The 19,095-nt window shown below is 46.6% G+C and carries 13 protein-coding genes and 3 rRNA genes; 6 read left to right on the forward strand and 10 right to left on the reverse strand.

Annotation, left to right across the window (positions count from 1 at the left end; all coding sequences use genetic code 11):
• Positions 1-327 precede the first annotated feature (327 nt).
• The 5 genes from rrf to zntR all read right to left on the reverse strand — a co-directional run bounded on the left by rrf (position 328) and on the right by zntR (position 8,017).
• A 5S ribosomal RNA gene (rrf, locus tag DBX26_RS14455) occupies positions 328-444 on the reverse strand.
• 93 nt (positions 445-537) lie between these two features.
• A 23S ribosomal RNA gene (locus DBX26_RS14460) occupies positions 538-3,428 on the reverse strand.
• A gap of 280 nt (positions 3,429-3,708) precedes the next feature.
• A 16S ribosomal RNA gene (locus DBX26_RS14465) occupies positions 3,709-5,261 on the reverse strand.
• Together the 16S, 23S and 5S rRNA genes form the textbook arrangement of a ribosomal RNA operon.
• Before the next feature lie 676 nt (positions 5,262-5,937).
• A complete protein-coding gene (cadC, locus tag DBX26_RS14470) occupies positions 5,938-7,464 on the reverse strand; it encodes a lysine decarboxylation/transport transcriptional activator CadC (RefSeq protein ID WP_118119574.1) in 1,527 nt (508 codons plus the stop codon).
• A gap of 154 nt (positions 7,465-7,618) precedes the next feature.
• A complete protein-coding gene (gene zntR / locus DBX26_RS14475; RefSeq protein WP_014233270.1) occupies positions 7,619-8,017 on the reverse strand; it encodes a Zn(2+)-responsive transcriptional regulator in 399 nt (132 codons plus the stop codon).
• Positions 8,018-8,282: 265 nt separating this feature from the next.
• Here zntR and purH point away from each other — a divergent pair, with 265 nt between their 5' ends.
• Together purH and purD are read left to right on the forward strand one after the other, a co-directional pair.
• Entirely contained in the window at positions 8,283-9,875 is a 1,593-nt protein-coding gene (purH, locus tag DBX26_RS14485) for a bifunctional phosphoribosylaminoimidazolecarboxamide formyltransferase/IMP cyclohydrolase (RefSeq protein WP_014233272.1), read from the forward strand.
• Positions 9,876-10,093: 218 nt separating this feature from the next.
• Positions 10,094-11,383 carry a phosphoribosylamine--glycine ligase gene (gene purD, locus DBX26_RS14490; protein ID WP_014233273.1) on the forward strand — a complete coding sequence of 430 codons (1,290 nt, stop codon included), beginning with the start codon at positions 10,094-10,096 and terminating at the stop codon, positions 11,381-11,383.
• A 71-nt stretch (positions 11,384-11,454) separates the two neighbouring features.
• Here the strand turns inward: purD and DBX26_RS14495 are convergent, their stop codons facing one another.
• Positions 11,455-12,153, reverse strand: a complete 699-nt coding sequence (locus tag DBX26_RS14495) for a DUF1481 domain-containing protein (protein WP_162889708.1) — start codon at positions 12,151-12,153, stop codon at positions 11,455-11,457.
• A gap of 39 nt (positions 12,154-12,192) precedes the next feature.
• Positions 12,193-12,465 carry a nucleoid-associated protein HU-alpha gene (gene hupA / locus DBX26_RS14500; RefSeq protein ID WP_005433627.1) on the reverse strand — a complete coding sequence of 91 codons (273 nt, stop codon included), beginning with the start codon at positions 12,463-12,465 and terminating at the stop codon, positions 12,193-12,195.
• A 253-nt stretch (positions 12,466-12,718) separates the two neighbouring features.
• Here hupA and DBX26_RS14505 point away from each other — a divergent pair, with 253 nt between their 5' ends.
• Complete coding sequence (locus DBX26_RS14505) at positions 12,719-13,846, forward strand: CNNM domain-containing protein (protein WP_118119578.1); 1,128 nt, start codon at positions 12,719-12,721, stop codon at positions 13,844-13,846.
• Between the two features lie 73 nt (positions 13,847-13,919).
• Here the strand turns inward: DBX26_RS14505 and DBX26_RS14510 are convergent, their stop codons facing one another.
• The gene (locus DBX26_RS14510; RefSeq protein ID WP_014233276.1) at positions 13,920-14,507 is read right to left on the reverse strand and encodes a YjaG family protein; all 588 of its coding nucleotides are present in this window, start codon (positions 14,505-14,507) and stop codon (positions 13,920-13,922) included.
• A gap of 66 nt (positions 14,508-14,573) precedes the next feature.
• Here DBX26_RS14510 and DBX26_RS14515 point away from each other — a divergent pair, with 66 nt between their 5' ends.
• Together DBX26_RS14515 and DBX26_RS14520 are read left to right on the forward strand one after the other, a co-directional pair.
• A complete protein-coding gene (locus DBX26_RS14515; protein ID WP_118119580.1) occupies positions 14,574-15,497 on the forward strand; it encodes a D-2-hydroxyacid dehydrogenase in 924 nt (307 codons plus the stop codon).
• A gap of 7 nt (positions 15,498-15,504) precedes the next feature.
• The gene (locus DBX26_RS14520) at positions 15,505-16,077 is read left to right on the forward strand and encodes a uracil-DNA glycosylase family protein (protein WP_118119582.1); all 573 of its coding nucleotides are present in this window, start codon (positions 15,505-15,507) and stop codon (positions 16,075-16,077) included.
• A gap of 220 nt (positions 16,078-16,297) precedes the next feature.
• Here the strand turns inward: DBX26_RS14520 and hemE are convergent, their stop codons facing one another.
• Positions 16,298-17,365, reverse strand: a complete 1,068-nt coding sequence (hemE, locus tag DBX26_RS14525) for a uroporphyrinogen decarboxylase (RefSeq protein ID WP_020334704.1) — start codon at positions 17,363-17,365, stop codon at positions 16,298-16,300.
• Between the two features lie 251 nt (positions 17,366-17,616).
• Positions 17,617-18,411, reverse strand: coding sequence for an NAD(+) diphosphatase (nudC, locus tag DBX26_RS14530; protein WP_118119584.1), 795 nt, complete (start codon positions 18,409-18,411; stop codon positions 17,617-17,619).
• A 178-nt stretch (positions 18,412-18,589) separates the two neighbouring features.
• Here nudC and DBX26_RS14535 point away from each other — a divergent pair, with 178 nt between their 5' ends.
• A complete protein-coding gene (locus DBX26_RS14535) occupies positions 18,590-19,081 on the forward strand; it encodes an Rsd/AlgQ family anti-sigma factor (RefSeq protein ID WP_014233281.1) in 492 nt (163 codons plus the stop codon).
• The last annotated feature ends 14 nt before the right edge of the window (positions 19,082-19,095 follow it).

The raw sequence follows: 19,095 nt of genomic DNA on the forward strand, positions 1-19,095 counted from the left end.
CAAAACTACAAAAGTAATTTTAAAGCTATTATCATTCCAACAGAATGATAATGAATTGACTGTGCCAAGACTAAGTAAACTTAATCTCGATTGGTCACTCAGTTCATTGAAACCTAATTTGATACCGAGGTATCTAATTGGATTATCATCAACGAGTGCCCACACAGATTGATAGGTCTATATTGTTAAAGAGCTTGGCTTTCAGTGCCTTAGCACTTAAGCGAGGTGCGTATAATACGCTTTCCACTTTGAAAGTCAACATAAAATTCTAAAAACTTTAGAACTCTATGGTGACTTGCTTAAACATTAAGCAAGTGCAAAATAAAAGCCTGGCGATGTCCTACTCTCACATGGGGAAACCCCACACTACCATCGGCGCTATTTCGTTTCACTTCTGAGTTCGGAATGGAAGTCAGGTGGGTCCAAAACGCTATGGTCGCCAAGCAAATTCTTTAATTCGGAAAGCTGTTTTTTAATTCTCGTTTTTACACATTCAACGTTCTTACATTGAGTCCATCAAAACCCCTTGGGTGTTGTATGGTTAAGCCTCACGGGCAATTAGTACAGGTTAGCTCAACGCCTCACAACGCTTACACACCCTGCCTATCAACGTCGTAGTCTACGACAACCCTTTAGGATACTTAAAGTATCAGGGAGAACTCATCTCAAGGCTCGCTTCCCGCTTAGATGCTTTCAGCGGTTATCGATCCCGAACTTAGCTACCGGGCAATGCGTCTGGCGACACAACCCGAACACCAGAGGTTCGTCCACTCCGGTCCTCTCGTACTAGGAGCAGCCCCTTTCAATTCTCCAACGCCCACGGCAGATAGGGACCGAACTGTCTCACGACGTTCTAAACCCAGCTCGCGTACCACTTTAAATGGCGAACAGCCATACCCTTGGGACCGACTTCAGCCCCAGGATGTGATGAGCCGACATCGAGGTGCCAAACACCGCCGTCGATATGAACTCTTGGGCGGTATCAGCCTGTTATCCCCGGAGTACCTTTTATCCGTTGAGCGATGGCCCTTCCATTCAGAACCACCGGATCACTATGACCTGCTTTCGCACCTGCTCGAATTGTCATTCTCGCAGTCAAGCGGGCTTATGCCATTGCACTAACCTCACGATGTCCAACCGTGATTAGCCCACCTTCGTGCTCCTCCGTTACGCTTTGGGAGGAGACCGCCCCAGTCAAACTACCCACCAGGCACTGTCCGCAACCCCGATAAGGGGTCAACGTTAGAACATCAACACTACAAGGGTGGTATTTCAAGGACGGCTCCACAGATACTGGCGTACCTGTTTCAAAGCCTCCCACCTATCCTACACATGTAGGGTCAATGTTCAGTGCCAAGCTGTAGTAAAGGTTCACGGGGTCTTTCCGTCTAGCCGCGGGTACACTGCATCTTCACAGCGATTTCAATTTCACTGAGTCTCGGGTGGAGACAGCGTGGCCATCATTACGCCATTCGTGCAGGTCGGAACTTACCCGACAAGGAATTTCGCTACCTTAGGACCGTTATAGTTACGGCCGCCGTTTACCGGGGCTTCGATCAAGAGCTTCGACCGAAGTCTAACCCCATCAATTAACCTTCCGGCACCGGGCAGGCGTCACACCGTATACGTCATCTTACGATTTTGCACAGTGCTGTGTTTTTAATAAACAGTTGCAGCCACCTGGTATCTGCGACTCTCAATAGCTCCATCCGCGAGGGACTTCACCGTCGAGAGCGTACCTTCTCCCGAAGTTACGGTACCATTTTGCCTAGTTCCTTCACCCGAGTTCTCTCAAGCGCCTTGGTATTCTCTACCCGACCACCTGTGTCGGTTTGGGGTACGATTCCTTACAATCTGAAGCTTAGAGGCTTTTCCTGGAAGCATGGCATCAATGACTTCACTACCGTAGTAGCTCGACGTCGTGTCTCAGCCTTAAAGAGAGCCGGATTTACCTAACTCTCAAGCCTACGCACTTGAACCTGGACAACCGTCGCCAGGCCCACCTAGCCTTCTCCGTCCCCCCATCGCAATTGTAAGAAGTACGGGAATATTAACCCGTTTCCCATCGACTACGCCTTTCGGCCTCGCCTTAGGGGTCGACTTACCCTGCCCCGATTAACGTTGGACAGGAACCCTTGGTCTTCCGGCGAGGAGGTTTTTCACCCCCTTTATCGTTACTCATGTCAGCATTCGCACTTCTGATACGTCCAGCATGCGTTACCACACACCTTCAACCGCTTACAGAACGCTCCCCTACCCAATATACAAAAGTATATTGCCGCAGCTTCGGTTTACTACTTAGCCCCGTTACATCTTCCGCGCAGGCCGACTCGACCAGTGAGCTATTACGCTTTCTTTAAATGATGGCTGCTTCTAAGCCAACATCCTGGCTGTCTGAGCCTTCCCACATCGTTTCCCACTTAGTAGTAATTTGGGACCTTAGCTGGCGGTCTGGGTTGTTTCCCTCTCCACGACGGACGTTAGCACCCGCCGTGTGTCTCCCGGATAGTACTTACTGGTATTCGGAGTTTGCAAAGGGTTGGTAAGTCGGGATGACCCCCTAGCCTTAACAGTGCTCTACCCCCAGTAGTATTCGTCCGAGGCGCTACCTAAATAGCTTTCGGGGAGAACCAGCTATCTCCAGGTTTGATTGGCCTTTCACCCCTAGCCACAAGTCATCCGCTAATTTTTCAACATTAGTCGGTTCGGTCCTCCAGTTGATGTTACTCAACCTTCAACCTGCCCATGGCTAGATCACCTGGTTTCGGGTCTATATCCAGAGACTGAACGCCCAGTTAAGACTCGGTTTCCCTACGGCTCCCCTAGATGGTTAACCTTGCCACTGAATATAAGTCGCTGACCCATTATACAAAAGGTACGCAGTCACAGGACAAAGCCTGCTCCTACTGCTTGTACGTACACGGTTTCAGGTTCTATTTCACTCCCCTCACAGGGGTTCTTTTCGCCTTTCCCTCACGGTACTGGTTCACTATCGGTCAGTCAGTAGTATTTAGCCTTGGAGGATGGTCCCCCCATATTCAGACAGGATATCACGTGTCCCGCCCTACTCGATTTCACTGAACACACATCGTCAACTACGGGACTATCACCCTGTATCGTCGGCCTTTCCAGACCGTTCGTCTAACGCGTGTAAAGCTTAAGGGCTAGTCCAATTTCGCTCGCCGCTACTTTCGGAATCTCGGTTGATTTCTTTTCCTCGGGGTACTTAGATGTTTCAGTTCCCCCGGTTCGCCTCCTGTTGCTATGTATTCACAACAGGATACTTACTTATGTAAGTGGGTTTCCCCATTCGGAAATCCCAGACTCAAGTGGCTTTTACTGCCTAATCTGGGCTTATCGCAAGTTAATACGTCCTTCATCGCCTCTGACTGCCAAGGCATCCACCGTGTACGCTTAGTCACTTAACCATACAACCCGAAGGAGTTTCGAATTGATGTTAAACAACCAAAGTTGCTGTCTCATTATTTGAATGAGCGAGACAGCTTTCGATTTTGCCGGACTCAAATTCCAAGAACACTTGAATGTGTTTTTAGTTGTATTCAAATACATGAATACTTTGAGAACTTTACAAATAATCTTAAAGATTATTTTGTCAGCTTTCCAAATTGTTAAAGAGCTATGTTAGCTACAAGCTTTCGCTTGTGAACTATCAATCTGTGTGGACACTCATCGTGAGTAACCATCGTATAAGGAGGTGATCCAGCGCCAGGTTCCCCTAGCGCTACCTTGTTACGACTTCACCCCAGTCATGAACCACAAAGTGGTAAGCGTCCCCCCGAAGGTTAAACTACCTACTTCTTTTGCAGCCCACTCCCATGGTGTGACGGGCGGTGTGTACAAGGCCCGGGAACGTATTCACCGTGGCATTCTGATCCACGATTACTAGCGATTCCGACTTCATGGAGTCGAGTTGCAGACTCCAATCCGGACTACGACGCACTTTTTGGGATTCGCTCACTTTCGCAAGTTGGCCGCCCTCTGTATGCGCCATTGTAGCACGTGTGTAGCCCTACTCGTAAGGGCCATGATGACTTGACGTCGTCCCCACCTTCCTCCGGTTTATCACCGGCAGTCTCCCTGGAGTTCCCGACATTACTCGCTGGCAAACAAGGATAAGGGTTGCGCTCGTTGCGGGACTTAACCCAACATTTCACAACACGAGCTGACGACAGCCATGCAGCACCTGTCTCAGAGTTCCCGAAGGCACCAATCCATCTCTGGAAAGTTCTCTGGATGTCAAGAGTAGGTAAGGTTCTTCGCGTTGCATCGAATTAAACCACATGCTCCACCGCTTGTGCGGGCCCCCGTCAATTCATTTGAGTTTTAATCTTGCGACCGTACTCCCCAGGCGGTCTACTTAACGCGTTAGCTCCGAAAGCCACGGCTCAAGGCCACAACCTCCAAGTAGACATCGTTTACGGCGTGGACTACCAGGGTATCTAATCCTGTTTGCTCCCCACGCTTTCGCATCTGAGTGTCAGTATCTGTCCAGGGGGCCGCCTTCGCCACCGGTATTCCTTCAGATCTCTACGCATTTCACCGCTACACCTGAAATTCTACCCCCCTCTACAGTACTCTAGTCTGCCAGTTTCAAATGCTATTCCGAGGTTGAGCCCCGGGCTTTCACATCTGACTTAACAAACCACCTGCATGCGCTTTACGCCCAGTAATTCCGATTAACGCTCGCACCCTCCGTATTACCGCGGCTGCTGGCACGGAGTTAGCCGGTGCTTCTTCTGTCGCTAACGTCAAATGATAGTGCTATTAACACTACCACCTTCCTCACGACTGAAAGTGCTTTACAACCCGAAGGCCTTCTTCACACACGCGGCATGGCTGCATCAGGCTTGCGCCCATTGTGCAATATTCCCCACTGCTGCCTCCCGTAGGAGTCTGGACCGTGTCTCAGTTCCAGTGTGGCTGATCATCCTCTCAGACCAGCTAGGGATCGTCGCCTTGGTGAGCCCTTACCTCACCAACTAGCTAATCCCACCTAGGCATATCCTGACGCGAGAGGCCCGAAGGTCCCCCTCTTTGGCCCGTAGGCATCATGCGGTATTAGCCATCGTTTCCAATGGTTATCCCCCACATCAGGGCAATTTCCTAGGCATTACTCACCCGTCCGCCGCTCGACGCCGTTAACGTCCCCCGAAGGTTCGGTTAACTCGTTTCCGCTCGACTTGCATGTGTTAGGCCTGCCGCCAGCGTTCAATCTGAGCCATGATCAAACTCTTCAATTTAAGATTTTGTTCGGCTCAATGAATACTGAACATTACATAACGTAATGTTTGAATTGACTGTGCTGAATCCGAAGATTCAATGGTCACTTCGTATCATTGAAACCTAATTTGAAACCGAAGTTTCTAACTGGATTATCATCAACGAGTGCCCACACAGATTGATAGGTTCTTATTTTTAAAGAGCTTTTCTAACTTACCCAGCAACTCAGTTGCTCGTCGTTAGGGGTGCGTATCTTACTCCGCACCGTGAGAGAGTCAAGCATTTTTTCAAATTTCTTTTTTCTCTCATTTCCGACTCGCTGTGTGACTTTCGTCTCACTCCGTGTCGGTGGATGCGCAGTATAGGGAGTTAAGAAATTAGCACAAGCGTTTTTTGCAAAAAAACTTTCAACCGAACAAACAACAAACACTTTGCGTAAATAAAGAACGATTCAGCCTATTTTTCTTGGATAAATCGGATCTCTTCTGCTGATCGAGGTCATCCCTTGTTAGAAAAAGCGCCGACTTTTTCCTTTTCACTTATGCCTCTATCACCGATTTTTTCGATATCACCGTAAACTTTTGCCATTTAGTGTTAATCACGATGACTACACGGCATGCCTTCTGTAGACATTAGGGATACAAAAAAGCCCTTCACTAATAGTGAAGGGCTTATATAGTTATCAGCATTCGTTTATTAAATATCACTCACTGTGAGGAAATTGGCTTGATGCTTGGTGTCATCCACCTTCACGTCACTTTTAAACACTAGCGACTTACACAATACGTACGTCTTTAATGAACTATCTATATAGAGGGCTTGGCGATAGAACTTGCTCGCTGACTCTATATCTTGCTCCAACTCCGAATGTTTAGCGCGAATAACATTGGAAAGCACGGAGTCACGTAACTGAAGAGCTTGTGCTAGATATTGCTTTGCCTTCGCTAAATCACCAGCAACTGTTTCATGTAAAGCGAGCGCTTCATAAATACGAGGCTGAATTTGACCAATAGCCATTTTTGCACCTACTTCCAATGCATCATGGAGAGCTTGGGTCTGTCTCTTTTTCTGAGCTTGTTCAGGGTACAGTGCTTTTTGTACATAGTAGGCAATCAGCAACTCAGCTTGGACATAAGCATTGTGTGGTTCAATGTCTAAAACGTTTTCCATGAGCTCAATACCATGCTGATACTGATTAGCAGCCGAAATGTTTAAATAATGATGCGCTTGAATAAACAGTTTTAGTGCCTTGGGCGTCATGGGAAGCCCAGCCACCAGCATCGTTGATTTCAGTTTGGCGTCGGGCACACTCAGTATTGTCATCATCCCCAGCGACGCTTGCTGTAAAACCGTCTTTAAATCACGATCCGCCAAAGTATATAAACGACGAAATAACGCTTTATCAGAGAAACTGGTCCGATACTCGATTTCTAATAAGCGGGCTACATCGCTTTGCCTTATCTTCACCACCACAGATTTGCCCGGTTCCGCATGGCTATTTAATGAAGAACTCTTCTGCATCACGCGATAGTCACTAACCTGAGCCACATCCGACATTAACTTTTTCGTTATACCGTCAGCTAAGTCATCGCTAATACCTGTATGACTGGCGTTGTTGTGGAGCGTGAATTCAATCAGATGTATGTCGTTGTTTGGGTTATCACTGACTTCTGGTTGCTTGAAGGTAAACGTGACTATCATCGCAACCACAATACCGATCAAAGGAAGGCTAAATAATCCCTTACGCCAATAGCGTCCTTGATGTTTTTGTTTAAACTCCCCACCAACCGCATCTGAGTCAGTGGCAAGTTGTGCTTGAGCGTCGTTTGAGTAACAGCCATCAGCTTCTCCAATAAGAGTAGACAGGTCCTCACGACTAACGCGCATAAACTCTTTTGCCGTTAAGCGTGTGACTTCAGCGACGAGTTTGTACCCTCGCTTGGGTACTGTGATGACATAGCTGGGGTTCTCTTCACGACTATCACGCAATAACTTACGCAGCTCAGAGATAGACTGAGTCACCACTTGGTCGGTGACAGCCGCCCTATCCCAAACCGACTGTATTAACTCTTTGCGTGTGAATACTTGGTTCGCGTTCTTAGCAAAGAAATATAGAAGGTTACTTAATCGTGGCTCGACGGAGGTTTCCCTACCTTTTCGGTAAAGCTTATTTTCACCAACGTCCATAACCCAATCGTTGATTTGAAAATAGACTCCAACCATGTAATTACACTCTCACATCTACCAGGTAAAGCAGCAGAAATGACAGGACACCATCTCTTACCGTAAATAAAGAGGAGGGATTATAGGGTGGAGAGCGGCTGGTTCCTAGTAAACCATCTAATTCAGATGCAATCTGGGCAGAATAAAAAGCCAGCTACTCGAGCGCAGCTAAGATGGAGCAGTGACTCGCATCGTCATCCACATGGCCGCAGCAGGCATCATTAATCTTTTTGAGCGCTCGGCGAATTTTAGTCAGTTCATTAATTTTTTCATCCACCAGCTCTAACTTAGCAGTAGTAATCGCTTTAACCTCGGCGCAGCTATGCTCTGTCGCTTCTAGTTTTATTTCCAGAAGATCTCTAATCTCACCCAAACTTAAACCAAGCTCTTTGGCTTTGAGGATAAATCGAACCTGTTTTTGATTCTCTTCATTATAGAGTCGATAGCCTGACTCACTTCGTCCCGCTGGCTTAATTAGCCCATTTTTTTCGTAGAATCGTAATGTATCGGCGGTCACACCACAGCGTTTCGCCAGTTCACCTATCTGAAACATAACTGTCCTTATTAACTATCTCGTTACTTTTAAAGCTAAAGATCGACTTTTTTGCAATTATTTTTGAGATGCCAAACGATTGCGCGAGCTTTTTTGTAATAAATTGGTTAGAATACGCGCCATCAAATAGTGGAGACTGTTTTCTGACAGGAAAACGCCTGAAAAGGTCTTTACCAAAACTGGCCAATATTTTACCCCAAGAGGTAAAAACAAGTTCATTTTTGGCAAACATCTTTAACTCCGTGAATTTGAGGAAAATGGAAGCATGAACAACGCTCGTCCTATTCGCCGCGCGCTAATCAGCGTATCAGACAAAACAGGTATTGTTGAGTTTGCACAAGCTCTTGCTGAGCGTGGTGTCGATATCCTATCTACTGGTGGTACAGCTCGCCTACTTGCTGAGCAAGGTATCGCAGTAACAGAAGTCTCTGACTACACTGGTTTCCCAGAAATGATGGACGGTCGCGTAAAAACGCTTCACCCGAAAGTTCACGGTGGCGTATTAGGCCGTCGCGGTCAGGACGATGAAGTGATGGAAAAACACGGCATCAATCCAATCGACATGGTTGTCGTTAACCTATACCCATTCGCAGAAACTGTTGCTAAAGACGGCTGTACTCTAGAAGACGCTGTTGAGAACATCGATATCGGTGGTCCAACAATGGTTCGCTCTGCTGCGAAAAACCACAAAGACGTGACTATCGTTGTAAACGCTTCAGACTACGATCGCGTAATCGCTGAAATGGATGCAAACGACAAGTCTCTGACTCTGGAAACTCGCTTCGACCTTGCTATCGCTGCATTTGAGCATACTGCATCTTACGACGGCATGATCGCAAACTACTTCGGCACTATGGTTCCATCTTACGGTGAGAACAAAGAAGGTGATGAAGAGTCGAAATTCCCTCGCACTTTCAACCAGCAGTTCGAGAAGAAACAAGATATGCGCTACGGTGAGAACAGCCACCAAGCAGCAGCATTCTATGTTGAAGCGAACCCGGAAGAAGCATCTGTCTCTACTGCTCGTCAAATCCAAGGTAAAGCACTTTCTTACAACAACATCGCTGACACTGATGCAGCACTTGAGTGTGTGAAAGAGTTCGACGAGCCAGCATGTGTGATCGTGAAACACGCAAACCCATGTGGTGTAGCACTAGGTAAAGACATCCTGGAAGCGTACAACCGCGCTTACCAAACTGATCCAACATCAGCATTCGGCGGCATCATCGCATTCAACAAAGAGCTAGACGCAGAAACTGCTACAGCAATTGTTGAACGTCAATTTGTTGAAGTCATTATCGCACCTTCAGTATCAGCGGAAGCTATTGAAGTGGTTGCAGCGAAGAAAAACGTTCGCCTGCTTGAGTGCGGTGAGTGGACAACCAAGACAACTGGCTTTGATGTTAAACGCGTTAACGGCGGCCTGCTGGTTCAAGACCGTGACCAAGGCATGGTAAGCCTGGACGACCTTAAAGTCGTGTCTAAGCGTCAGCCAACAGAAGAAGAGCTAAAAGACGCGCTATTCTGCTGGAAAGTAGCGAAATTCGTGAAATCAAACGCGATCGTTTACGCAAAAGGTGACATGACTATCGGCGTGGGCGCTGGCCAAATGAGCCGTGTTTACTCTGCAAAAATCGCTGGTATTAAAGCTGCTGATGAAGGTCTGGAAGTTGCTGGTAGCGTAATGGCATCAGACGCATTCTTCCCATTCCGTGATGGTATTGATGCGGCAGCAGAAGCGGGCATCAAGTGTGTGATTCAGCCAGGTGGCTCTATGCGCGATGACGAAGTTATTGCAGCAGCAGATGAGCACGGTATGGCGATGATCTTCACAGGTATGCGTCACTTCCGTCACTAATCAGAACATGGCTCTAGGGATTACCCAGGGCCATTTTGATCCGTTTAATTCTTCATTAGTGTTGTCGCTTTTGCTTATCAACATTAATTAAAAAATTTTAATTTTAGAGCAAAGTCAGATTGCCTAGTTCAAGGAAAACACGCTGAGCTTATGCCTATAAGTGAGCATGTTTGACGCTGAAATCGGCAATATGACGAAGCTATCAAAGGTAAAATACAATGAATGTATTGATTATCGGCGCAGGCGGTCGTGAACACGCACTAGGTTGGAAAGCCGCTCAAAACCCAAATGTTGAAACGGTATTCGTTGCTCCTGGTAACGCTGGTACTGCTCTTGAGCCTAAATTGAAAAACGTCAACATCGGCGTAGAAGACACGGCAGCGCTGGTTGCATTTGCACAAGAACATGCGATTGAGCTAACTATCGTTGGCCCTGAAGCTCCGCTTGTGATTGGTGTCGTCGATGCGTTTAATGAAGCTGGCCTGCCAATTTTCGGCCCGACTCAGGCTGCTGCTCAGCTTGAAGGTTCAAAAGCGTTCACCAAAGACTTTCTTGCACGCCATAAGATCCCAACGGGTTCTTACGCTAATTTCACCGAGATTGAACCTGCATTGGCTTACGTTCGTGAGCAAGGTGCACCAATCGTTGTGAAAGCTGACGGCCTTGCTGCAGGTAAAGGCGTTATCGTTGCAATGACGTTAGAGGAAGCGGAAGACGCAATCAAGGACATGCTTGCTGGTAACGCTTTCGGTGATGCTGGTAGCCGTGTGGTTATTGAAGAGTTCCTGGATGGCGAAGAAGCAAGCTTCATCGTGATGGTTGATGGTGAGAATGTCCTGCCAATGGCCACCAGCCAAGACCACAAACGCGTAGGTGACAAAGATACAGGTCCTAACACAGGTGGTATGGGTGCTTACTCTCCAGCACCAGTGGTTACACCAGAAATCCATAATCGCATTATGGAAGAAGTCATTTACCCAACCGTTCGCGGTATGGCAGCAGAAGGTAACCCATACACAGGTTTCCTATACGCTGGCCTAATGATCGATCAAGACGGCACGCCAAAAGTGATCGAATATAACTGTCGATTCGGCGATCCAGAGACTCAACCAATCATGATGCGTATGCAGTCAGATTTAGTTGAACTTTGTCTGGCAGCTGTGGACAAGAAACTTGACCAAGTGGAATCTAAATGGGATCCACGCGCGTCTATCGGTATTGTTCTTGCTGCAGGCGGTTACCCAGCGGCATACAACAAAGGCGATGTGATTTCAGGTTTGCCTCAGACCGAAGTTGAAGGCGAGAAAGTCTTCCATGCTGGTACAGAGAGCAAAGACGGCGATGTCGTAACAAACGGTGGTCGCGTACTGTGTGCTACAGCACTTGGCCATAGCGTTTCAGAAGCTCAGCAACGCGCGTATGAGCTAGCGAAACAGATCAGCTGGGATGGTATGTTCCATCGCAATGATATTGGCTACCGCGCTATCGCACGCGAGCAATCAAAATAAAAACAACATCAGTTGGCTATAAATAATAAGGCGCTTAATGCGCCTTTTTTTATTATTAAAAGCAAGAACGGTTATTCAGCGATGAGTTTAGGTCGCTGAACGCAATCAAACTCGTCATCTTTAAGTAAAAGCAATTCATCAACGGTCACTTTATTGCGTGACTCTTTACCAATGAAGGCAATGTAACTATCAACGGAAGCCAATCGGTCAATGACAAATTTCGGCAACGTTTGATTAAACTCTAATGTCGTGAACTCTTTGCCATCACAAACTTCTAAGGATTCCCCATCCCAGTAACCTTGGATCAGGCTCTGGCCGTTGCGAGAGCGCTCTTTGACAGAGGCAACAACATCGTTAGCTTCAGACTTAAAACGTGCTAGCTGGTCACGCTGCAAAGGCAGGACTTTGTTATTAACTCGATATTGCTGATAAACCGCTTCACCATCTTTATTGAATCGGATGTGGATTTGAAAAGGTACCATACCCAGCTTGGCATCAATCTGGTCACCCTTTCGAGTCAACTCCCGTAATTCTCCGGCATCCCAGCGATAATCACTTTGGTACCAACCGTAGTCACCCGCGGTTACGTAGTCTGCTGCTGTACTGACACGGGTAAGTCGTTCCGTCATCCAATACAAACTGCTTGCATCACCTTCGGCTTTACCGCCAGTGAAATGAGTAAATTGTTCGAGATTGGGGGTTTCAACAGATGAACAGCCAACGAGAGAAAGGCTAGCAAGGAGAAGAGAAGTGTATAGCTGTTTTTTCATAAAATTGCACCGAGGCAGGATACCTCGGTGCATTCTAACTTAGTTTACTGATTCTTTCAGTGCTTTACCTGCTACGAATGCAGGAACGTTAGCCGCTGCGATTTGAATCTCATCGCCAGTCTTAGGGTTACGGCCAGTACGTGCAGCACGGTGGTTTACTTTGAATGTACCAAAACCAATTAGTTGAACTTGGTCACCCTCTTTAAGTGCGCCAGTTACACCTTCAAGAGTCGCTTCTAGAGCAGCCTTTGCTTGTGCTTTTGATAGGTCTGCTTTTTCTGCGATAAAGTCGATTAATTGGGTCTTGTTCATTAGGTTTCCCTTCTTATAGGTTATCGAATTCGTCTCACTCTAAAACATAAATGCCCCATCTGGCAAAGGTTTGTAGGCGAACTTTCGATTTTATGACGTACTTTTAGCCATAATATGAGTAATAACTCACAATTTGTTACCACATAGCATCCGAATTCCCTTGCTTTCCAAGGGATTTGGCGCAATTTATATCGCACATACTCGGCTATAATAGCCGCAAACAACTACTATCTAACGACTTTCAAGGGCAACTATGCTGCTGTTATCCATTTATATCTCTATTGCTATCGGCATTTCGTTTATCTGTTCGGTGCTGGAGGCAGTATTACTGAGTATCAGTCCAAGTTACATCGCACAGCTCAACCAACAAGGGCACCCTGCTGCTGAGCAGCTTTCTAAACTTAAATCAGACATCGACCGCCCGTTAGCCTCGATTCTGACTCTTAACACCATCGCACACACGATCGGTGCAGCAACAGCTGGTGCACAAGCTGCCGTGGTATTCGGTAGTGAAGCGCTGGGCATCTTCTCTGCGGTACTGACTTTGGCGATTTTGGTTCTATCTGAAATCGTACCTAAGACAATTGGTGCAACTTACTGGCGCCAGCTCGCTCCAACCGCTGCGGTCGCTTTACGCTGGATGGTATGGGCCTTAACACCATTTGTTTGGTTCTCTGAGCAAATCACCAAGCGCCTGGCTCGCAACCACGTAGCGCCTAAGATGCGTGATGAGTTATCCGCGATGGCGATTCTTGCTCGTGAAAGCGGCGAGTTTGCAGAAGGCGAATCAAAAATTCTGAGTAACCTGCTTGGCATTCAAGATGTGCCCGTTACTCAGGTGATGACGCCTCGCCCGGTGGTATTCCGTGTCAACGCGACTAAGACGATTGACCAGTTTTTAGAGAAACACAAAGATACGCCATTCTCTCGACCTTTGATTTATAGCGAACAGAAAGACAACATCATCGGCTTTGTGCACCGCTTGGAGCTGTTTAAACTGCAACAGTCTGGCAGCGGTCAGAAGAAGCTTGGTGAAGTGATGCGTCCTATTCAGGTGGTTCTGAACAATACAGCGCTACCGAGAGTCTTCGACCAAATGATGACTCACCGCCTGCAATTGGCACTTGTGGTTGACGAGTACGGCACTGTACAAGGCTTGGTAACGCTGGAAGATATCTTTGAGCACCTTGTAGGCGAAGAGATCATCGATGAAGCAGACAAAAGTACAGACATGCAAGAACTGGCGTACCAGCGCTGGGAAAACTGGAAAGAGAAGTACGGCGTAATTGAAAGCCGAGATGATGACGAAGAAGAGACACCACTGGAGACTCAGGAAACAAAGCCTGAACCAACTGAGGCAACGAAGCCAGACTCCAAGTAGTTTCAATATTTATCGGCATACACAGCAAAAAGGCATCCAGTAGGATGCCTTTTTCATATTCTTCGTAGAGGAGTTATAACGCTATACCAATATTGCTAACGCCCTCTTCTCGTAGCTCTTCACGCAGATCTTTAATCAAACCAATATCGCGCTCTGCTGCCTCACGTAATGGACGGAAAATCGCCCACTGAACGTCCCATTCTTCACACACAGCTTGGTTTTCTTTTTGATTGTCATTCGTGATTGGCTCGCTCCCTTGAGCTTGCTCAAGATCCGCAACAGTTTGTACCGACTGTTGGCTCACTTTAATCATTGAGTCAAAAAGGTAGTCGCGATCCAACAGACCATGCAGCAGTGTAGACAACGCCTGACACGCGTCCATTGCTGGGTATACACCGTAAAAATCAAACTCATCGGCACTTGGGAATAACTCTTCTAGTTTTTCTAACTGACGCTCAAAGTTCACTTTCGCGCTCTTAACTGTCAGAATTTCCCATACACTATCAAGAATCGCTCGGTAAGCGCGCGGTTCCGCAAATTCTGTATTCTCACAAAACATTGCGTAGTTTGGATACATGCGCTCGCACAGACACGCCATAAAGGTAATTTGTTGCCAAGGTTCTAGTTTTTCCAAACGAACCTGAAGAGGATTCTTAAGCATAGTCACTCAATCATTGAAGAAAAAAACAGCGAAAGTGTACTTGATTCATCACAGGGAAAAAAGTTAATGCCGCAACCAAATAAGATTTTCCTGCTCTCAGAGCATCAAAGCACCTACCAAACATTGTTGGCAGAGAAAAACCTGCCTGATCTTAGCCTTACGGATAACCCGAATGACGCTCAAATAGTTCTGGCGGATCCACCTCTGCTATCACAAAGGTTAGACGAGTTTTCACAACTTGACTGGGTACAATCCACGTTTGCAGGCGTAAACACCTTGATGTCGCCTGAGTTACGTCAGGATTATACTCTCACAAATGTACGAGGCATCTTTGGCCCGCTCATTGCCGAATATGTGATTGGCTACTGTATTAGCCACTATCGTCACTTTAGCCTTTACCACCAGCAGCAACAGAATCGACAGTGGCAGCCACACCTCTATACTTCTCTGAAAAGTAAAAAGATGGTCATTCTCGGCACTGGCAGCATAGGCAGTTACTTAGCCAAAACGGTTAGAGCCATGGGAATAGAGGCCATCGGTGTGAATCGCACCGGTATTCCAACCTCAGGTGGGGAATTTAACCAGACTTTTCATATCAATGAACTTACGAGCGCCCTTAAGCAAGCAGACATCGTCGTCAACACCTTGCCAAGTACACCAGAGACCCTTTACCTGCTTAATAGCGAAACGCTCTGTCATCTAAACCAAGCCATACTGATTAATGTCGGACGCGGGGATGTGCTCGAGGACAAGGGACTCTTAGTGGCAATTAAAAACCGCTGGATAGAACACGCGATTCTGGATGTTTTTGAGCAAGAACCACTTCCCAAGGAGCATCCTTTCTGGAGATTGCCGCAAATTACGCTCACACCGCACATTGCCGCTCTCAGCTTCCCGGAACAAGTAGTGGAGATATTTGCCGAGAATTACCTAAACTGGCGAGATGGATTCACACTCAACTACCAAGTCGATTTCGATAAAGGATATTAATTCGTTCATGTCACTAGACGCACTACTGAAGCAAGTTAGAGCCTGTCAGCTTTGCGCCAGCGATTTACCGCTAGGCGCAAACCCTGTCGTACAAGCGGCAAAAGAAGCCCGATTACTGATTATTGGTCAGGCTCCTGGTACTCGGGTCCACAACACGTCCATTCCGTGGAATGACCCAAGCGGTGACCGGCTACGTCAATGGCTAGATATCGATAAGGACACCTTCTACGACCCGACCAAAGTTGCCATTATTCCAATGGGGTTTTGTTATCCGGGTAAGGGACGATCCGGAGACCTGCCTCCACGTAAGGAATGCGCGCCAGTCTGGCACCAAAAGCTGCTGCAACAACTGCCAAATATCGAACTGACATTACTCATCGGCCAATATTCACAGAACTACTACCTGACTAATAAGCCCAAAACACTGACCGAAACGGTTCAACATTGGCAAGACTGGGAACCGGACTTTATCCCTCTACCTCACCCTTCACCACGCAATACGTTATGGCTTAAAAAGAACCCATGGTTTGAGGCAAACGTCGTCCCTTACCTACAAAGTCGCATTCATTCGATGCTTTAGGTTACCTATGATCTAAATACTGTTTCACCTGTACAGAGTAAAAGGACACAAGCTGACTAATAACATAAATAATTGTTTTAACTAAAAATAAAACATTACGCTCAGATTGTGGAGTAATTAGATCATAGTAGGCCAAATACTATAAGAGCTGTACATCGGTAAATTTCAGGCAAAAAAAATACCGGCAATAGATGCCGGTATAGATTTCAAAAAATAGAGATTATTTGTGGTACGGCTTAGATAACTCGTGTACCGCGTCCACAAATACGCCTGCGTTTTCTGGCGGAACATCTAGGTGAATGCCGTGACCAAGGTTAAACACATGGCCTGTGCCCGCATCGCCAAAACCTTCCAGGATGTCAGCAACTTCTTCACGGATACGCTCAGGTGATGCGTAAAGCATTGATGGGTCCATATTGCCTTGCAATGCGACTTTGTCACCGATGCGTGCTTTCGCGTCTGCGATGTTAATCGTCCAGTCCAGGCCAACTGCATCACAGCCTGTTGCTGCGATTTGCTCTAGCCACATGCCACCATTCTTAGTGAATAGCGTTACTGGTACGCGACGACCGTCGTTTTCACGAATCAGGCCATCAACGATCTTGTGCATGTATTGCAGTGAGAACAAGTTGTAGTCACGAGGAGTCAGTACACCGCCCCATGTATCAAATACCATCACCGATTGCGCACCCGCTTTGATTTGTGCATTCAGGTATTCAATGACGCTGTCAGCAAGCTTATCAAGCAATAGATGCAGTGTTTGTGGCTCTGCGTACATCATCTTCTTGATCTTAGTGAACGCTTTTGAGCTACTACCCTCAACCATGTAAGTCGCGAGTGTCCATGGGCTGCCCGAGAAACCAATCAGTGGCACTTCACCCTTTAGGTCTTTACGGATCTGACGCACTGCGTTCATCACGTATTGCAGCTCACCTTCTGGATCTGGAAGACCAATTTTTTCCACGTCCGCTTTGCAAGTGATTGGGTTATCAAACACCGGGCCTTCACCCGCAGCAAAGCGCAGACCAAGTCCCATTGCATCAGGGATCGTCAGGATATCTGAGAACAAGATTGCTGCATCAAGAGGAAAACGGCGTAGAGGTTGAAGCGTTACTTCAGACGCCAGCTCCGCATTTTTACACAAAGACATGAAATCGCCCGCTTGTGCACGTGTTGCTTTGTATTCTGGTAGGTAACGACCTGCCTGACGCATCATCCATACTGGCGTGTAATCTACAGGCTCTTTTAGTAGTGCACGTAGATAACGATCATTTTTTAATTCAGTCATTCCGTAATTCCAATTGTTAGGCTTTCTTTGAAAGGGAGTATTCTATCACTGATTTGAAGCCAATAGCTGTGTGCTTTGCAACCTGGATCATGTTATCAACTTTTAAATCAATGCTTAATTTGCACCCAATCCGTATCAGTGTTAAAAATTTGTTCGCTAGCGAAAACTACAATTATAAACTGAGTACCCAGTACTCGGCATCTCATAACGACATCTTACTTACCCCCTCCCTCTCGGAGGGTTTTTTTTATCTATTTTCCCAGGTGATTAGCTTTAATATCTTGCAGAGTTTGCTCTATTAACGCTCGAGCAATCGTACCTTTTGGAGCGACATCTGGCATGCCATCAACGTTAAACCACTGTGCGTCTGATAGTTCTGTGTAGTCTGGATTCAACTCTCCCGACTCATAGTCGGCCAGAAATGCCATCATCATGCTGGACGGAAACGCCCAAGGTTGGCTACCGAAGTAACGAATATTTTTTACGTATACACCGGTTTCTTCATGTATTTCGCGCGCAACACACTCTTCTAAGGTCTCTCCGACCTCCAGAAAGCCCGCTATGACGGTATACATACCATTTCGATGTCTTGGGTGCTGCGCTAATAAAATCTGCTTATCTTTACGTACAGCGACGATAATGCATGGGAAGATGCGTGGGTAGTGTAGCGTTCGGCACTCGCCACATTGCATTGCGAGCTGATTATTATTGATGAAGTTCCTACCACCACATTGAGGACAAAAACGCAGACTTTGCGTCATGTGTCCATACTGAATAGACTTACTTAGCAGCAAAAAGAGCGCTTCAGGGAAATGCAGGCAATCTCGCAATGAAGTCATCGGTAAGTCTTGCTCAAGATCGGCCAGGTTTATCCACATAACCGGATGTTGTTGATACTCACCAATTTTTCTTGCACTCGCCTCCGGCAATGCGAACTGTTCCGCAGAACCAAAAGGAACAGCACCATCCACCAGCCAAATTTCACTTCCTGAAACAACACACCAATGCGCATTTTCTACGCGGTTAACATCACCTTTTCTTAACATGACACCCTCCCTTTGCTTGAAGTTCAACCATTTTACTGGCAATCTAATTTCATACTAGAGTTTATCGTTAGGTAAATATGAAACTATAAATTTTAGTAAGGACAAGAGTTTGTAATAACTTTACTAACTTTGCTATGCAAAGGATACGTTTGCCAAATGGCGAACCGATCATGAGGGCATGGTCATGCTAAAAAAATTCAAACAAACACAAGACCAGTGGGGTGGCTCCAGTGATGTCATTGATCATTGGTTAGAAACGAGACAATCGCTGATCGTTGAATACTGTAAGCTTGCAGCGCTGCAACCTTGTTCGAAAACTAACGTGATTGAACTTCCTACCCCTTCCGAGCTGCAAAACTTCTGCCAACACTTGGTCGACTATATCTCTGAAGGCCATTTCAAAATTTACGATATGGTCATGGATCGCTGGAAATCGACTGGTTTTATCGTGACAGACGAAATCAATCAGACGTACGGAAAAATCGTCATTACGACTGAGCCACTGCTGAACTTTAACGATAAATACTCTGAAGTAACAGAAGACGACGAGTTACCAGACTTTAACTCGGATATGTCCTTGGTAGGAGAGATTCTTGAGACTCGTTTCGAAGTAGAAGATCAATTGATTCAACAGATCTCTGATAGTTTAGCAATGCCACCAGGGGCTTAAACGAACTCTGGCTA

It is taken from the genome of Vibrio sp. dhg (genome assembly GCF_003443775.1).
In the GTDB taxonomy this organism is placed as follows: domain Bacteria; phylum Pseudomonadota; class Gammaproteobacteria; order Enterobacterales; family Vibrionaceae; genus Vibrio; species Vibrio natriegens.